This is a genomic window from Burkholderia sp. LS-044 (assembly GCF_004803625.1).
GTDB lineage: Bacteria > Pseudomonadota > Gammaproteobacteria > Burkholderiales > Burkholderiaceae > Burkholderia > Burkholderia cepacia.
In genome coordinates this window covers 400617-415318 of sequence record NZ_SSWO01000004.1, presented here as the reverse complement: position 1 = coordinate 415318, position 14702 = coordinate 400617, and the positions used below count along the sequence as shown (strand labels likewise).

The following is a 14702-nucleotide window of genomic DNA, read 5'->3' as shown; positions in this document are numbered from 1 at the left end:
TCACGCCTCCATCACGCGTCGCAACGCTTCACCGACCCGGGTCGGGCCCGGAAAGTACGCCCACTCCTGCGCATGCGGATACGGCGTGTCCCAGCCCGTCGTGCGCTCAACCGGCGCCTCGAGGTGGTAGAAGCAATGTTCCTGGACCAGCGACACCAGTTCCGCCCCGTAACCGCAGGTGCGCGTCGCCTCGTGCACCACGACGCAGCGCCCGGTCTTGCGCACCGATGCGACGACCGTGTCGAGGTCGAGCGGCCACAGCGTGCGCAGGTCGATCACCTCCGCATCGATGCCCGTCTCCTCGGCCGCGGCGAGCGACACGTGCACCGTCGTGCCGTAGGTCAGCACCGTCACGTCGTTGCCGGGACGCACCACGGCGGCCGTATCGAGCGGCACCGTGTAGTAGCCCTCGGGCACCGCGCTCGACGGATGCTTGAGCCACGACGTGACGGGCCGGTCGTGATGGCCGTCGAACGGCCCGTTGTACAGCCGCTTCGGCTCGAGGAAGATCACCGGATCGTCGTTCTCGATCGACGCGATCAGCAGCCCTTTCGCGTCGTACGGATTCGACGGCATCACCGTGCGCAGCCCGCACACCTGCGTGAACATCGCCTCCGGGCTCTGGCTGTGCGTCTGGCCGCCGTAGATGCCGCCGCCGCAGGGCATGCGGATCGTCATCGGTGCGGTGAACTGGCCGGCGGAGCGATAGCGCAGCCGCGCGCCTTCCGACACGATCTGGTCGGATGCCGGGTAGAAATAATCGGCAAACTGGATCTCGCACACCGGGCGCAGCCCGTATGCGCCCATCCCCACCGCCGCGCCGACGATCCCGCTTTCGGAGATCGGCGCATCGAACACGCGCGACTTCCCGTATTTGTTCTGCAATCCTTCGGTACAGCGGAACACGCCGCCGAAATAGCCGACGTCCTGCCCGAACACGACCACGTCGCTGTCGCGCCCGAGCATCACGTCCATCGCCGAGCGCAGCGCCTGGATCATCGTCATCGGCTGCGTTGCCGTGCCTGTCTCGTGTTGCGCCATGATCATGCTCCCAGTTCCTGGCGCTGACGGCGCAGGTGCGCGGGCAGCTCCTTGTAGACGTCGTCGAACATCGAGGCCGGTGACGGAATCCGGTCGTCGGCCAGCGTGCCGAATTTCTCCGCTTCCTTCTGCGCGGCGATCACCTCGGCCTCGAGCTCGGCCGTCAACGCCTCGTGCGCGCTGTCCGACCAGATGCCCTTGACGATCAGGTGGCGCTTGAAGCGTTCGACAGGATCGCCGAGCGGGAAATGGGACCAGTCGTCGCTCGGCCGGTACTTGGTCGGATCGTCCGACGTCGAATGCGCGCCCGCACGGTAGGTCACCCACTCGATCAGCGTCGGGCCGAGATTGCGGCGCGCACGTTCGGCCGCCCAGCTCGACGCCGCGTAGATCGCGAGGAAGTCGTTGCCGTCGACGCGCAGCGACGCGATCCCGCAGCCGACGCCGCGCCCCGCGAACGTCGTGCCCTCACCGCCCGCGATCGCCTGGAACGTCGAGATCGCCCACTGGTTGTTGACGACGTTCAGCACGACCGGCGCGCGGTACACATGCGCGAACGTGAGCGCGGTGTGGAAGTCGGATTCGGCCGTCGCGCCGTCGCCGATCCACGCGGACGCGATCTTCGTGTCGCCCTTGATCGCCGACGCCATCGCCCAGCCGACCGCCTGGATGAACTGCGTCGCAAGGTTGCCGGAAATGGAGAAGAAGCCCGCGTCGCGGTCCGAGTACATCACGGGGAGCTGGCGGCCCTTGAGCGGGTCGCCCTCGTTCGACATCAGCTGGCAGATCATGCGCTCGAGCGGCACGTCGCGCGCGATCAGGATGCTCTGCTGGCGGTAGGTCGGGAAGCACATGTCGCCGTCGCGCAGCGCCATCGCATGCGCGGTGCCGATCGCCTCTTCGCCGAGGCTCAGCATGTAGAAGGAGATCTTCTTCTGGCGCTGCGCGATCATCATGCGCGCGTCGAAAATACGGGTCTTGAGCATCGCGCGCAGGCCGGCGATCAGCCGCGCGTCGTCGAGATCCGGTGCCCACGGGCCGACCGCCTTGCCGCTGTCGTCGAGCACGCGCACGAGGCTGCGGGCGAGATCGGCAGTGTCCGCCGCGGCAACGTCGATCGGCGGGCGGCGAACCGCACCGGCCGGCGATAGATGCAGATAGGAAAAGTCCGTCTTGCAGCCCGGGCGCCCGGTGGGCTCCGGCACATGCAGACGCAATGGCTCTGACAGGCTCATCGTGTCGTCTCCACGCTCGATTGTGTCTCACGCTGTTTGGGAACGCGCGACCGGTTGCCGGCCTGCGCGTGGGCTGACGGGCGGATAAGCACGTCAACCTTCAAAATTTATGCCCTGCGGCGACGGACGTCGATGCCCAAGCCGCTCGATCGCGGTGAGCAGATTTGCCATGACGGGCGTCGGCGCGCCATCGGCACGGCAGGCGGGGTAAACCCATGATGCGTTTGCGGCGCTGCGGTACCCGGCGCGCAGCGCCGGGGCATCGGCGCCGGACGGATCGGCACACCCGGGCTGCATGACGACACGAAGCAAAAGACCCCGCGAAATCCTGGAGATCCACGGGGTCTTTTGTCATCCGTTCGGGCGTGTCAGCGCGCCCTTGGCGATCGTTGCGGCGTGCGACGGATCATGCGTCGGGGCGAAACAGGTCGAACCGGCTGTCGGGCTTGACGTGCACGTAGGCCGACGGGCCGCCCGCGCGCAGAATGATGCCGGCGCCGAACGTGTCGAAGAGGCCGTCCTTCAGCAGATCCTGGCGGATATGAACGGCGACGACCTCGCCGAGCACCAGCGACGCCGGCGTTTCCACGCCCTGGTGATCGCGCAGGCGAATCACGTCGGTCACCTTGCATTCGAAGTTGACCCCGCTTTCCGCCACGCGCGGCACGTCGACCAGACGCGACGGCACGGCGGTCAGGCCGCCCAGCTCGAACTCGTTCACGTCGTACGGCACCGCGGCACACGTCTGGTTCATCCGCTCGGCGAGCTCGCGCGTCGCGAGGTTCCATACGAACTCGCCGGTCTCCTGCACGTTGCGCAGGCTGTCCTTCGCGGCGACGCTCGAAAAACCGATGATCGGCGGACGGTAGTTGAATGCGTTGAAGAAGCTGTAGGGCGCGAGGTTGACCGTACCGTCGCTGCCGCGCGACGAGATCCAGCCGATCGGGCGCGGGCCCACGATCGCGTTCAAGGGATCATGTGCAAGGCCGTGGCCTTGCGACGGTTCGTAATAGTGGTGGGTCGAATCGGTCATGACGGGCGGTCTTGCGGGATGCAAACTGCGTTGGATTCCATCGGCGCATCACACGTGCCGATGACGGTAACGGCGTTCAGTACGACGTGCGCGGCCAGTATCACACGGCGTCGTATTCGCTGCCTCGAAGGGCCGCTGGACGCAGACGAACCGCAAGGCGAAGTCGCGCGGGTCGAACGACCGGACAAAGGCAGCGCGACAACGGCAACGTTCCACGCTCACGCGCGTCCGGACGCACCAAAAACAAAAAACCCGCGAGCGCATGGCTTCTCGCGGGCTTTCGTACCGTCATCGAATCGCGCTGAAAGCGATCGTGGTGCCGGGGACCGGACTCGAACCGGCAAGCCAGTTAAGGCGGCGGATTTTCGTCACACTGCTTCTTTCAAAGCCGGCGTCGCGGATGCGATGCCGTTCGTGCGCTGGACTATGCCTTCACCGTCGCGCGCGGGCGTGCCTGCTGCCCATGCGCCTTAGGCGCCCCCCGTCTAGTCTCTACACCTTCCTCGCGGATGCCGCGAGGCTTGGCTCGGCGTTGCCTCGATGCGCGCATCAGGGGTTTCGCCGAATTTGAAGGGTTCTGCACCGACCGTTTCCGGCCGGGCACTCAATCTTTTAAGTCCGCTATGTTTACCAATTTCATCACCCCGGCAAGAGGGCGGACGCGATTCTACCATTGCTTGCGCATGCGTTCCCTTATTCTGCACCGCCGCATGGCGACATCTCCCGGCGCCGCACCGATTCATCCCGTGCAATCGACGCCGTAACAGCGCCGCCCGCGATTTTCTCCCGCGCCGCAACATCCCCGATACAATCGAACCCGCGTCGTCCGGCGGCCCCCAATCCGTCCGATGTTTGTGTCGTGCTTTTTTGCGAAACAGGCATCGCTTGCGTCATCGCGAAGTCACAAACGTTTTCGATAATTTCCCTGCCGAAAACGTTTACATCGCGCTAGTTAATGACCTCGACCATCAAGGACGTCGCTGCCCTCGCGGGCTTCTCGATCGCCACCGTCTCGCGCGCGATCAACGCACCGCATACCGTCAGCCCCGCCACGCTGCAGACCATCCGCACCGCGATCGACACGCTGCAATTCCGCCCGAGCCCGCTCGGCCGGCAACTGCGCGGCGAGCGCACGCGGCTCGTCGGCGTCGTCGTGCCGACGCTGTCGAACCCCGTGTTCGCCGACTGCCTGCAAGGCATCGACGAGCTCGCGACCGCGGCCGGCTTCAAGCTGATCCTGATGACGACCGAATACGACGCGGCGCGCGAGCGTCACGCGATCGAAACGCTGCGCGAGCAGCGCGTCGAAGGGCTGATCCTCACCGTCGCCGACGCGGACACGCACCCGCTGCTCGACATGCTCGACCACGAAGGCCCGCATTACGTGCTGATGCACAACGACACGCAGCGCCGCCCGTCGGTATCGGTCGACAACCGCAGCGCCGCCTATGACGGCGTGCGGCTGCTGACCGCGCGCGGTCACCGCCGCGTGCTGATGCTGGCCGGCTCGCTCGCCGCGTCGGATCGCGCACGCCAGCGCCATCTCGGTTATGCGCAGGCACTCGAGGAAAGCGGCGTCGCCACGCTGCCGCCGGTCGAAGTCGACTTCAACGCGCCCGAGCTGCCCGATGCGGTGCTCGCGCATCTCACCGCACACGCGACGCGCCCGACCGCCCTCTTCTGCAGCAACGACCTGCTCGCGATGGTCGTGATGCGCGGCCTGCGCCGCGCGGGCTTCTCGATCCCGGACGACCTGTCGGTGCTCGGCTTCGACGGGATCGCGATCGGCGAATTGCTCGCGCCGCCGCTCGCGAGCATCGCGACGCCGAACCGCGACATCGGCCGCCACGCGTGGCAACGCCTCGTCGAATGCATCGGCGGCACGGCAATCGAACGGTCGTCGCTGATCCTGCCGCACGTGGTGCGCGACGGCGCAACCGTCGCGCCGCCGGCCACCGACCTGCAACTGCGCAAGGCCTGAACGCGCGCACCGCCCCTAACCGCCTCACCCCAGCGCCTCACACTCGCCCGGAGACCTACCGTGTCCTTTCGCCTGACCTCGCTGCTGCGCGCGCTCGCAGCTCCCGTAGCCTGCGCCGCGCTCGTCGCCGGCGCGCCCGCCGCCCACGCCGACGAAACGGCGATCTGCTACAACTGCCCGCCCGAATGGGCCGACTGGGCCGCGCAGATCGCGGCGATCAAGCAGAAGACCGGCATCCGCGTGCCGTTCGACAACAAGAACTCGGGCCAGTCGATCGCGCAGCTGATCGCCGAGCAGAAGAGCCCGGTGGCCGACGTCGTCTACCTCGGCGTGTCGTCGGCGTTCCAGGCGAAGGACAAGGGCGTGATCGCGCCGTACAAGCCCGCGCACTGGAACGACATCCCCGCGAACCTGAAGGACCCGCAAGGCTACTGGTTCGCGATCCACTCGGGCACGCTCGGCTTCTTCGTGAACAAGGACGCGCTCGACGGCAAGCCGGTGCCGCGCTCGTGGGCCGACCTGCTGAAGCCGGAATACAAGGGCATGGTCGGCTATCTCGACCCGTCGAGCGCGTTCGTCGGTTATGCGGGCGCGGTCGCCGTGAACCAGGCGCTCGGCGGCAGCCTCGACAACTTCAAGCCGGCGCTCGACTGGTTCCGCAAGCTGAAGGCGAACGCGCCGATCGTGCCGAAGCAAACCGCGTATGCGCGCGTGCTGTCGGGCGAGATTCCGATCCTGCTCGACTACGACTTCGATGCGTATCGCGCGAAGTACAAGGACAGCGCGAACGTCGAGTTCGTGATTCCGAAGGAAGGCACGATCGCGGTGCCGTACGTGATGAGTCTCGTGAAGGGCGCACCGCACGACGCGAACGGCAGGAAGGTGCTCGACTTCGTGTTGTCCGACGAAGGCCAGAAGCTGTGGGCCAACGCGTATCTGCGCCCGGTGCGCGCACAGGCGCTCGGCGCCGACGTCGCATCGAAGTTCCTGCCGGCGAGTGAATACGCCCGCGCGAAATCGGTCGACTTCGGCAAGATGGCGGCCGGCCAGCAGGCATTCGGCCAGCAGTACCTGCAAGTGATGCAGTAAGCGCCAGGACGCAACCGATGCTCGACTTGACTTTCCCGCTGCGCTGGCGCGTCGCGCTCGTCGCGCCGGCGCTCGCGGTGTTCGCCGCGCTCTGGCTGCTGCCGATGGCGGCGCTCGTCCGGGTGTCCGCCGACGGCGCGTTCTTCCCGCACTACGCGGCCCTGCTCGGCAATGCACGCTACATGAAAAGCCTCGGCGAGACCGTCGCGCTCTCCGCCGGTGTCACGCTCGCGACGCTCGCGCTGTCGACCGTCTCGGGCCTCCTGCTCGCGCGCCGTGAATTCACGGGCAAGCGCGTGCTGCTCGCGCTGCTCACGTTCCCGCTCGCGTTCCCGGGCGTCGTGGTCGGCTTCATGGTGATCATGCTCGCCGGCCGGCAGGGGCTGATCGGCATGCTGTCCGCGAAGCTCACGGGCGACAAATGGGTGTTCGCGTACTCGGTCGCCGGGCTGTTCGTCGGCTACCTGTACTTCTCGATTCCACGCGTGATCGTCACCGTGATCGCGGCCGCATCGAAGCTCGACGCGTCGCTCGAGGAAGCCGCGCGTTCGCTCGGCGCGTCGCCTTGGCGCATCTTCGTCGACATCGTGCTGCCGGCGCTCGCACCGGGCCTGATCGCCGCCGGCGCGATCTGCTTCGCGACCGCGATGGGCGCGTTCGGTACCGCATTCACGCTCGCCACCGACCTGAACGTGCTGCCGATGACGATCTATACCGAGTTCACGCTGAACGCGAACATCGCGACGGCGGCCGGCCTGTCGATCGTGCTCGGCATCGTCACCTGGGCCGTGCTCGCGCTCGCGCGCCGCTTCACCGGCCACACCGCCGCCGCGGCCTGAGGATTCCCGCATGCAATCGCTTTCCGGCTCTTCCGCACCGTCGCCTTCGCCGGCACCTTCGCCGGCACCGGCTCCCGCGCAGGCGAACGGCATCGCCCGCCGCGCGCCGCGCGTCACCGGCGCGCGCATGATCGCCGCGCTGCAATGGGGCGTCACGCTGCTGCTGTGCGCGTTCCTGATCGTGCCCGTCGTGATGTCGGTGCTCGCGGGCCTCACCGTCAACTACTTTCGCGGCCTGTCGAGCGGCCTCACGCTGCGCTGGCTGGAACAAGTGTGGCAGCAGTATCACGGCTCGGTCGCGCTGTCGCTCTACGTCGCGTTCGCGACGCTCGCAATCGTGCTCGTCGTCGGCGTGCCGGCCGGCTATGCGCTCGCGCGCAGCAAGCACCGCGTCGCACGCGCGATCGAGGAGGCGCTGGTGCTGCCCGTCGCGCTGCCCGGCCTCGCGTCGGCGCTCGCGCTGCTGGTCGTCTACGGCGGCTTCACCGCGTTCCGGATGAGCCTGTGGTTCATCGTCGCCGGCCACGTCGTGTTCACGCTGCCGTTCATGGTGCGCGCGGTGGCTGCCGTCGCGGCCGGTGCCGACCTGCGCACGCTCGAGGAAGGTGCGGCCAGCCTCGGCGCATCGTTCGTCACGCGCTTCGTCACGATCGTGCTGCCGAACCTGCGCCCCGGCATCGTCGCGGGCGCGCTCGCGGTGCTCACGCTGTCGATCGGCGAATTCAACCTCACGTGGATGCTGCACACGCCCGACACCAAGACGCTGCCGGTCGGCCTCGCCGATACCTATGCGTCGCTGCGCCTCGAAGTCGGCAGCGCGTACACGATCCTGTTCCTGCTGATGACGCTGCCGCTGCTCGTCGCGATGCAGTGGCTCGGCGTCGATCCATCCGGCACGCGTGCGCTCAAGAAGCGCCCGCGCTGAATTTCTCGCAGACATGAAACTCGATTCCACTCCCATCACCCTGACCCGCTGCGCGAAGACCTTCCGCGGCACGCGCGTGCTCGAACCGCTCGACCTGTCGATCGGCGCGGGCGAAACGCTCGTGCTGCTCGGGCCGTCGGGCTGCGGCAAGACGACGACGCTGCGCCTGATCGCGGGCCTCGACACGCCGGACGCCGGCGGCACGATCGCATTCGGCCATGACGACGTCACCGCGTTGCCGATCGAGCGCCGGCAGGTCGGCATGGTGTTCCAGAACTACGCGCTGTTTCCGAACCTGACGGTGCGCGGCAACGTCGGCTACGGGCTGAAGATCCGCAAGACCGAGCCGCGCGCGCTGCGCGCGCGCGTCGACGAGCTGCTCGCGATGATGCGGCTCGACGCGCATGCGGACAAGCCGGTCGACCAGCTGTCGGGCGGCCAGCGCCAGCGCGTCGCGCTGGCCCGCGCGCTGGCGGTGCGGCCGCGCGTGCTGCTGCTCGACGAGCCGCTGACCGCGCTCGACGCGAAGCTGCGCGACGTGCTGCGTCGCGAGATGAATGCGCTGCTGCGCGAGCTCGGCGTGACGACGGTCTACGTGACGCACGACCAGGCCGAAGCGATGGAGCTCGGCGACCGGATCGTCGTGATGGGCGCGGGCCGCATCGAGCAGATCGGCACGCCGCGCGACATCTACTACCACCCGGCGAACCGCACGGTCGCGCAGTTCATCGGCACGCTGAACCGGCTCGCCGGGCAGTGGCGCGACGGCACGCTGGTGACCACGGGCGGCGCGGTCGCCACGCCGCACGCGGCCGACGAATGGTTCTTCCGCCCCGAGGATGCGCAACTCGCCGATCCCGCGCATGCGCCGCTGCGCGGCGCGGTCAGCGCGTGCGCGTTCCTCGGCGAACGCACGCGGCTCACGATCGAGCACGCGGCCCCCGATGCACTCGTGATCGACGTGCCGGGCCGCATCGCGCTCGCACGCGGTACGGCGGTCGGCCTCGCGATCGCACCGGAAGGCCTGATCGCGCTCGGTGCGTAATCCATCGTTCGGGCATCATTCATGCAGCCCCCCACCGCGGCGCGCGACGCCGCCACGACAACAACCAGACGATTCCGAGGAACGACGATGCTGCTTGCTCAAATCAGCGATCTCCACATCAAGCGTCCGGGCCAGCTCGCGTACCGGCGCGTCGACACGGCGGCCGCGCTCGCGCGCTGCATCGACAGACTGAACGCGCTCGTGCCGCGCCCCGATGCCGTGCTCGTCACCGGCGACCTCACCGACTTCGGCCACGATGAAGAGTACGGCAACCTGCGCGGGCTGCTCGCGGCGCTCGAGATTCCGTACTACCTGATGATCGGCAATCACGACGACCGCGCCGGGCTGCGCCGCGCGTTTGCCGATCGCGCCGAGCTGCAGGATGGCGAATTCGTGCAGTACGCGCTCGACGTCGGCGCGGTGCGCGTGCTCGCGCTCGATTCGCAGGTGCCCGGCGCAAGCCACGGCGACCTGTGCGACGCACGGCTCGCGTGGCTCGCCGCGCAGCTCGACGCCGCGCGCGACCGGCCCGTGATCGTCGCGCTGCATCACCCGCCGTTCGCGGCGGGAATCGGCCACATGGACAAGCTGCGCCTCGCGCCCGCCGCCGCCGCGAAGCTCGACGCGTTGCTGCGCGCTCATCCGAACGTCGAGCGCGTGCTGTGCGGCCACGTGCATCGCACGATGTTCACGCGCTTCGGCGGCACGCTCGCGTCCGCGGTGCCGTCGCCCGCGCATCAGGTCGCCTTCGACCTGCGAACCGACGCGCCGTCCGCATTCCGGCTCGAGCCGCCGGCGTTCGCGGTCCACCGCCATGCGCCCGATACGGGGATGACGTCGCATCACGTGTACGTCGATGAAGGCGCCGGGCCTTATCCGTTCTACGAGCCGACGGGCGAGCTGGTCGATTGACGGGGTGAAGCGCGCGCGATGACGGGCGGCGGACGGCCGGTTTGCCGGTTTGCCGGTTTGCCGGTTTGCCGACTTTGCCGGCTTTGCCGGTCCGCCGCGCGCCCGGCAGGATTCACGCCGCTCCGGTATGATCGGCAGCCTTGACCGGCGCCCCGCGCGCCTGCGCACCCGACGCGTGCGCCGCGCGCCGCGCCGCCCCACTCCGTCCGCGCAGCCATGTCCACCGCCCCCACCGACCATCCGACCGACGCCGCCTCGCCCCACTATTCGCGCAGCCTGCTGTTGCTGCTCGCGACGATCGCGGGCGTATCCGTCGCGAACATCTATTACAACCAGCCGCTGCTCGACAGCTTCCGCTCCGCGTTTCCCGACGGCGCTTCGTGGATCGGCGCGGTGCCGACCGCGACGCAGCTCGGCTATGCGGCCGGCATGTTCCTGCTCGCGCCGCTCGGCGACCGCTTCGACCGCCGCCGGCTGATCCTGATGCAGATCGCCGGCCTGTCGGTCGCACTGATCGTCGCGGCCGCCGCGCCGTCGCTGGCCGTGCTCGCCGTCGCGAGCCTCGCGATCGGCGTACTCGCGACGATCGCGCAGCAGGCCGTGCCGTTCGCCGCCGAGATCGCGCCGCCGGCCGAGCGCGGGCACGCGGTCGGCACCGTGATGAGCGGCCTGCTGCTCGGCATCCTGCTCGCGCGCACGGCCGCCGGCTTCGTCGCCGAATATTTCGGCTGGCGCGCGGTGTTCGCCGCGTCGGTCGCGGCGCTCGTCGCGCTCGCCGCCGTGATCGTGCTGCGGCTGCCGCGCAGCTCGCCGACGTCGACGCTGTCGTACGGCAAGCTGCTCGGCTCGATGTGGCATCTGGCAGTCGAACTGCGCGGGCTGCGCGAGGCGTCTTTGACGGGCGCCGCGCTGTTCGCGGCATTCAGCGCGTTCTGGCCCGTGCTCACGCTGCTGCTCGCCGGCGCGCCGTTCCATCTCGGCCCGCAGGCAGCCGGCCTGTTCGGGATCGTCGGGGCGGCCGGCGCCCTCGCGGCGCCCTACGCGGGCCGCTTCGCGGACAAGCGCGGCCCGCGCGCGATCATCTCGCTCGCGATCGCGCTGCTCGCGCTGTCGTTCGTGATCTTCGCGGTGTCGGGCTCGAGCCTAGTCGGGCTCGTGATCGGCGTGATCGTGCTGGACGTCGGCGTACAGGCCGCGCAGATCTCGAACCAGTCGCGCATCTATGCGCTGAAGCCCGAGGCGCGCAGCCGCGTGAACACGGTGTACATGGTGTGCTATTTCATCGGCGGCGCGCTCGGCTCGTCGGCCGGTGTGGCCGCATGGCACGCGTTCGGCTGGATCGGCTTGTGCGCGACCGGGCTGGCGTTCACCGCGCTGGCGGGCTGGTTCCACCATCGCGGCGGCCGGCGCGACTGAACGCGACCGGCCACGGCAGCGTCACGCGTCGGTGCGGGGCGCTGCCGGCTCGGCGGCGGGCGGCGGCGCGAACGCCGGCGCCGGATCCACGACCCCGGCGGGGTCCATCACGGCAGCCGGGGTCGGCACGGCCAGCGGAACGGCGGAAGGCGCCAGGATCGGCGCCGCATCCGGCAACGCGATCTGCTCGGGTGCGGACGCAGCCTCCGCCGCCGACGTGGCCGCCGCGGCCGCCGAACCGGCGGCTGCCGCGCGCGCCGCGGGCCGGCGCGCCGGATCGAACACGAACGACAACCCGACGCTGCCGAGGATCGCGACGGTCGCGACCACGGTCGCCATCGTCACCGGCTCGCCCAGCAGCAGCGCACCGAGCGCGACCGCGACGATCGGGTTCACGTACATGCAGCTGCTCGCGATGATCGGGCTCGTGTGGCGGATCAGGTAGCCGTACGCAACGTACGCGGCCATCGTGCAGAACACCATCAGGTACAGGAACGCGAACACCGGCCCCACCATCACGTGCTCGATGCGCTCGCCGATCAGCCAGGCAACGAGCGTCGAGATCATGCCGCCCAGGCCGATCTGCAGCGACGTGGACAGGAACAGGTCGGACGGAAGCTTGAGCCGCGTCGCGAGATGCGCGCCGCCGGCCCAGAACAGTGCGCCGGCCAGCACGCAGATCGTGCCGAGCGCCGAATTCTGCGCGGCCGCGCCGCCCGAATTCAGCACGACGATGCCGACCATCCCTAGCGCGACGGCCGCCCACTCGCCTTTCGTGACCGGCCGCCCGGCGACCGCCGCGATCACGGTCGCGAACAGCGGCACCGTGGCCACCATCACCGCGGCCGAGCCGCTGCTGACCGAACTGATCCCGAGCGCGATCGTGCCGGACGACAGCGCGACGAGCATCGTGCCGACGATCCCCGCATTGCGGATTTCGAGCGGCGTCGGCCATTCGGGCTTGCGCCGCAGCGCGAAGATGAACAGGCCGATCCCGCCGAGCAGGTTGCGCAGCCCCGACAGCAGCAGCGGCGGGAACGACTGCAGCGCGAAATGCAGGCCGCTGTAGGTCGAACCCCAGACGAAATAGATGAACACGAGCGCCAGCGCGACGCGGCCGCCGCGGCTTTGCGGCAGGCGGATCCGGAACGAGAAGCGGGCGAGGAAATCGAGGAGACGGTCGAGCGGCGTCATCGCGCAGCCTGCCCGCACGTCGCGCCGCGTGCTCCGCTGAAAGACGCCGGCGATGCCGGCAAACGGTCCTGGCGGGACCGGGAAGGCAGAGCGAACGTGCGGAACGACATGGCAGTGCGAACGGCGACGAAAGAGAACCGGCAGGCGGCGGCAGAGGGACAAAAAAAATGCGCGCAACCGCTTCGGCTGCGCACGCTCGGCATTATGGCATCAAGGATTCGAAAGCATCATCGGACCTGTCTGAAAGGATCGCGAATGATGTTTCCGCGCGACATTTTACGGTCGGCGGAAGGGTGAATCGGGGGCCTGATACGCCGCGCGCATGCGCTGCCGGTGCCGGCTCGCCCCCACCGCCAACGGCGATCCAGCGCGCCCGAACCAGGCATCGGCCGAACGGCCAGTCCTGCACGCCGGCCGCTGCTTCCCCCTTATCGTGACGGTCGACTCACGCGCCGCGCGCCCTGCGCGACCTTCCTTCAAAACCCGCACCACCCATACAAAATTTTGTATAATCCGACCATTCTTCCGCCGAAGCCGGTTGTTTTCGTCGGCAGCGCCCTCGCCGATCTTCGCGGCTTTCCGCTGCCCGCGCGACGCGAAGCCGGCCACCAGATCGACCAGGTGCAACGCGGCCTGGCGCCGGACGACTGGAAGCCGATGCGCACCGTCGGCGTCGGCGTGCGGGAAATTCGCCTGCGCGATGCGAGTGGTGCATTCCGGATCATTTACGTCGCGACCTTCGCCGACGCCGTCTACGTGCTTCACTGCTTCCGGAAGCAATCGGCGCGTACGACCAGGGCCGATATCGAACTGGCCGCCCGGCGCTATCGCGCGCTGATGATGGAGAGGAAACGATGACCAACGAACGTTACGAGAGCGTCTGGGACGCAATCGAAGGCCAGCCGGCCGAAGCCGAGAACATGAAGCTGCGCTCCGAACTGATGATCGCGCTCAAGCAGCGCATCGCGCAGCTCGAGCTCAGCCAGGCCCAGGCCGCGAAACAGCTGGGGGTCACGCAGCCGCGCGTCTCCGACCTGCTGCGCGGCAAGATCAACCTGTTCGGGCTCGACGCGCTCGTCAACATGGCGGCGGCTGTCGGCCTGCGCGTCGACCTCCAGGTGCGTGAATCCGCCTGATGCATCGCGGCACGCGCCGCCACCGCATGCCGCGCACCGCTCACGATCCGCCGAACCAGTTGTACCCCTGATCGACCCAATAGCCGCCCGGATACGTATCGGTCACGAAGATTTCCATGATGTGCTTCGGGTTCTTGTAGCCGAGCTTGGTCGGCATCCGCAGCTTCATCGGGAAGCCGAATTCCGGCGGCAGCCGGCGGCCGTCGTAGTCGAACGCGAGCAGCGTCTGCGGATGCAGCGCGGTCGGCATGTCGATGCTCTCGTAGTAATCGTCCGCGCACTTGAAGCCCACGTACTTCGCCCGTGTATCGGCGCCGGCCCGTGCGAGAAACGCGCCGAACGGCGTGCCGCCCCAGCGGCCGATCGCGCTCCACCCTTCCACGCAGATATGTCGCGTGATCTGCTCCGCGTGCGGCAGCGCATACAGTTCGTCGAGCGTCCACACGCGCTTGCCCGTCACGCGGCCGGACAGCACGAGCCGGTACGTCGACGCATCGACGTGCGGCACGTCGTCGATCCCGTAATACGCGTTGAACGGGAACGGTCGCGTGATGTCGGCTTCGGTGTAGGTCGGTGCGAGCCGTTCGCCGCTGAACAGCCACGCCTGCACGCGGTCGTTCATGCGCGACACCGTCTCGAGGAACGTGTTGACCGACGCGTCGTCCTTCAACGTGCAGCCGGTCAGCATCGTCAGGCCGCCGAGCGTCAGGATGCGCCGGTTGAAGAGGCGCCGCGACGGCATCTCGAGCTCGCGACGCACGTCCAGCTCGAGCGACTTCCGGTCGAGCGTCCAGCGCGAACCGTCGCGCTTGTATTCGGATTCCGACATGATGATTTCCTTCGCCCGCGGCTCGCG

14 protein-coding genes are annotated in these 14702 nt (G+C 68.5%); 9 read left to right on the top strand and 5 right to left on the bottom strand.

The window, feature by feature from the left end:
* The 3 genes from E9536_RS13355 to E9536_RS13345 all read right to left on the bottom strand — a co-directional run bounded on the left by E9536_RS13355 (position 1) and on the right by E9536_RS13345 (position 3309).
* Positions 1-1041, bottom strand: a complete 1041-nt coding sequence (locus tag E9536_RS13355; RefSeq protein WP_136470030.1) for an alpha-ketoacid dehydrogenase subunit beta — start codon at positions 1039-1041, stop codon at positions 1-3.
* Between the two features lie 2 nt (positions 1042-1043).
* Complete coding sequence (locus E9536_RS13350; RefSeq protein WP_027787930.1) at positions 1044-2276, bottom strand: 3-methyl-2-oxobutanoate dehydrogenase (2-methylpropanoyl-transferring) subunit alpha; 1233 nt, start codon at positions 2274-2276, stop codon at positions 1044-1046.
* Positions 2277-2682: 406 nt separating this feature from the next.
* Entirely contained in the window at positions 2683-3309 is a 627-nt protein-coding gene (locus tag E9536_RS13345) for a flavin reductase family protein (RefSeq protein WP_060086530.1), read from the bottom strand.
* A 955-nt stretch (positions 3310-4264) separates the two neighbouring features.
* On the opposite strand from E9536_RS13345, the gene E9536_RS13330 reads away from it, so the two are divergent.
* From E9536_RS13330 to E9536_RS13295, 7 genes are all read left to right on the top strand, one after another.
* Positions 4265-5290 (top strand): substrate-binding domain-containing protein, encoded by a 1026-nt coding sequence (locus E9536_RS13330; protein WP_060371694.1) that lies wholly within the window; start codon positions 4265-4267, stop codon positions 5288-5290.
* Positions 5291-5350: 60 nt separating this feature from the next.
* Complete coding sequence (locus E9536_RS13325; protein ID WP_119337779.1) at positions 5351-6379, top strand: ABC transporter substrate-binding protein; 1029 nt, start codon at positions 5351-5353, stop codon at positions 6377-6379.
* Positions 6380-6396: 17 nt separating this feature from the next.
* Positions 6397-7218, top strand: a complete 822-nt coding sequence (locus E9536_RS13320) for an ABC transporter permease (protein WP_136469961.1) — start codon at positions 6397-6399, stop codon at positions 7216-7218.
* Between the two features lie 10 nt (positions 7219-7228).
* Positions 7229-8143, top strand: a complete 915-nt coding sequence (locus E9536_RS13315; RefSeq protein WP_136469960.1) for an ABC transporter permease subunit — start codon at positions 7229-7231, stop codon at positions 8141-8143.
* A 13-nt stretch (positions 8144-8156) separates the two neighbouring features.
* Positions 8157-9188 carry an ABC transporter ATP-binding protein gene (locus E9536_RS13310; RefSeq protein ID WP_060173785.1) on the top strand — a complete coding sequence of 344 codons (1032 nt, stop codon included), beginning with the start codon at positions 8157-8159 and terminating at the stop codon, positions 9186-9188.
* A gap of 87 nt (positions 9189-9275) precedes the next feature.
* Complete coding sequence (locus E9536_RS13305; RefSeq protein ID WP_021159580.1) at positions 9276-10100, top strand: phosphodiesterase; 825 nt, start codon at positions 9276-9278, stop codon at positions 10098-10100.
* A gap of 216 nt (positions 10101-10316) precedes the next feature.
* Positions 10317-11516 (top strand): MFS transporter, encoded by a 1200-nt coding sequence (locus tag E9536_RS13295; RefSeq protein ID WP_136469958.1) that lies wholly within the window; start codon positions 10317-10319, stop codon positions 11514-11516.
* 21 nt (positions 11517-11537) lie between these two features.
* Here the strand turns inward: E9536_RS13295 and E9536_RS13290 are convergent, their stop codons facing one another.
* Entirely contained in the window at positions 11538-12710 is a 1173-nt protein-coding gene (locus E9536_RS13290) for an EamA family transporter (protein ID WP_136469957.1), read from the bottom strand.
* A 504-nt stretch (positions 12711-13214) separates the two neighbouring features.
* Here E9536_RS13290 and E9536_RS13280 point away from each other — a divergent pair.
* Positions 13215-13568 (top strand): type II toxin-antitoxin system RelE/ParE family toxin, encoded by a 354-nt coding sequence (locus E9536_RS13280; protein WP_136470029.1) that lies wholly within the window; start codon positions 13215-13217, stop codon positions 13566-13568.
* Complete coding sequence (locus E9536_RS13275; RefSeq protein ID WP_021162059.1) at positions 13565-13846, top strand: XRE family transcriptional regulator; 282 nt, start codon at positions 13565-13567, stop codon at positions 13844-13846. Before E9536_RS13280 ends, E9536_RS13275 begins: the two co-directional genes overlap by 4 nt.
* A gap of 40 nt (positions 13847-13886) precedes the next feature.
* Here E9536_RS13275 and E9536_RS13270 read toward each other — a convergent pair whose 3' ends face one another.
* Positions 13887-14675: a molybdopterin-dependent oxidoreductase gene (locus E9536_RS13270; protein WP_021162060.1), complete on the bottom strand. Its 789-nt coding sequence runs from the start codon at positions 14673-14675 to the stop codon at positions 13887-13889.
* Positions 14676-14702: the final 27 nt, after the last annotated feature.

Bases quoted from the DNA above. Each gene is read 5' to 3' on its own strand.
- E9536_RS13290 (WP_136469957.1), bottom strand. From the start codon at position 12,710: ATGACGCCGCTCGACCGTCTCCTCGATTTCCTCGCCCGCTTCTCGTTC.
- E9536_RS13315 (WP_136469960.1), top strand. From the start codon at position 7,229: ATGCAATCGCTTTCCGGCTCTTCCGCACCGTCGCCTTCGCCGGCACCT.
- E9536_RS13330 (WP_060371694.1), top strand. From the start codon at position 4,265: ATGACCTCGACCATCAAGGACGTCGCTGCCCTCGCGGGCTTCTCGATC.
- E9536_RS13320 (WP_136469961.1), top strand. From the start codon at position 6,397: ATGCTCGACTTGACTTTCCCGCTGCGCTGGCGCGTCGCGCTCGTCGCG.
- E9536_RS13345 (WP_060086530.1), bottom strand. From the start codon at position 3,309: ATGACCGATTCGACCCACCACTATTACGAACCGTCGCAAGGCCACGGC.
- E9536_RS13295 (WP_136469958.1), top strand. From the start codon at position 10,317: ATGTCCACCGCCCCCACCGACCATCCGACCGACGCCGCCTCGCCCCAC.
- E9536_RS13350 (WP_027787930.1), bottom strand. From the start codon at position 2,276: ATGAGCCTGTCAGAGCCATTGCGTCTGCATGTGCCGGAGCCCACCGGG.
- E9536_RS13275 (WP_021162059.1), top strand. From the start codon at position 13,565: ATGACCAACGAACGTTACGAGAGCGTCTGGGACGCAATCGAAGGCCAG.
- E9536_RS13355 (WP_136470030.1), bottom strand. From the start codon at position 1,041: ATGGCGCAACACGAGACAGGCACGGCAACGCAGCCGATGACGATGATC.
- E9536_RS13305 (WP_021159580.1), top strand. From the start codon at position 9,276: ATGCTGCTTGCTCAAATCAGCGATCTCCACATCAAGCGTCCGGGCCAG.
- E9536_RS13270 (WP_021162060.1), bottom strand. From the start codon at position 14,675: ATGTCGGAATCCGAATACAAGCGCGACGGTTCGCGCTGGACGCTCGAC.
- E9536_RS13310 (WP_060173785.1), top strand. From the start codon at position 8,157: ATGAAACTCGATTCCACTCCCATCACCCTGACCCGCTGCGCGAAGACC.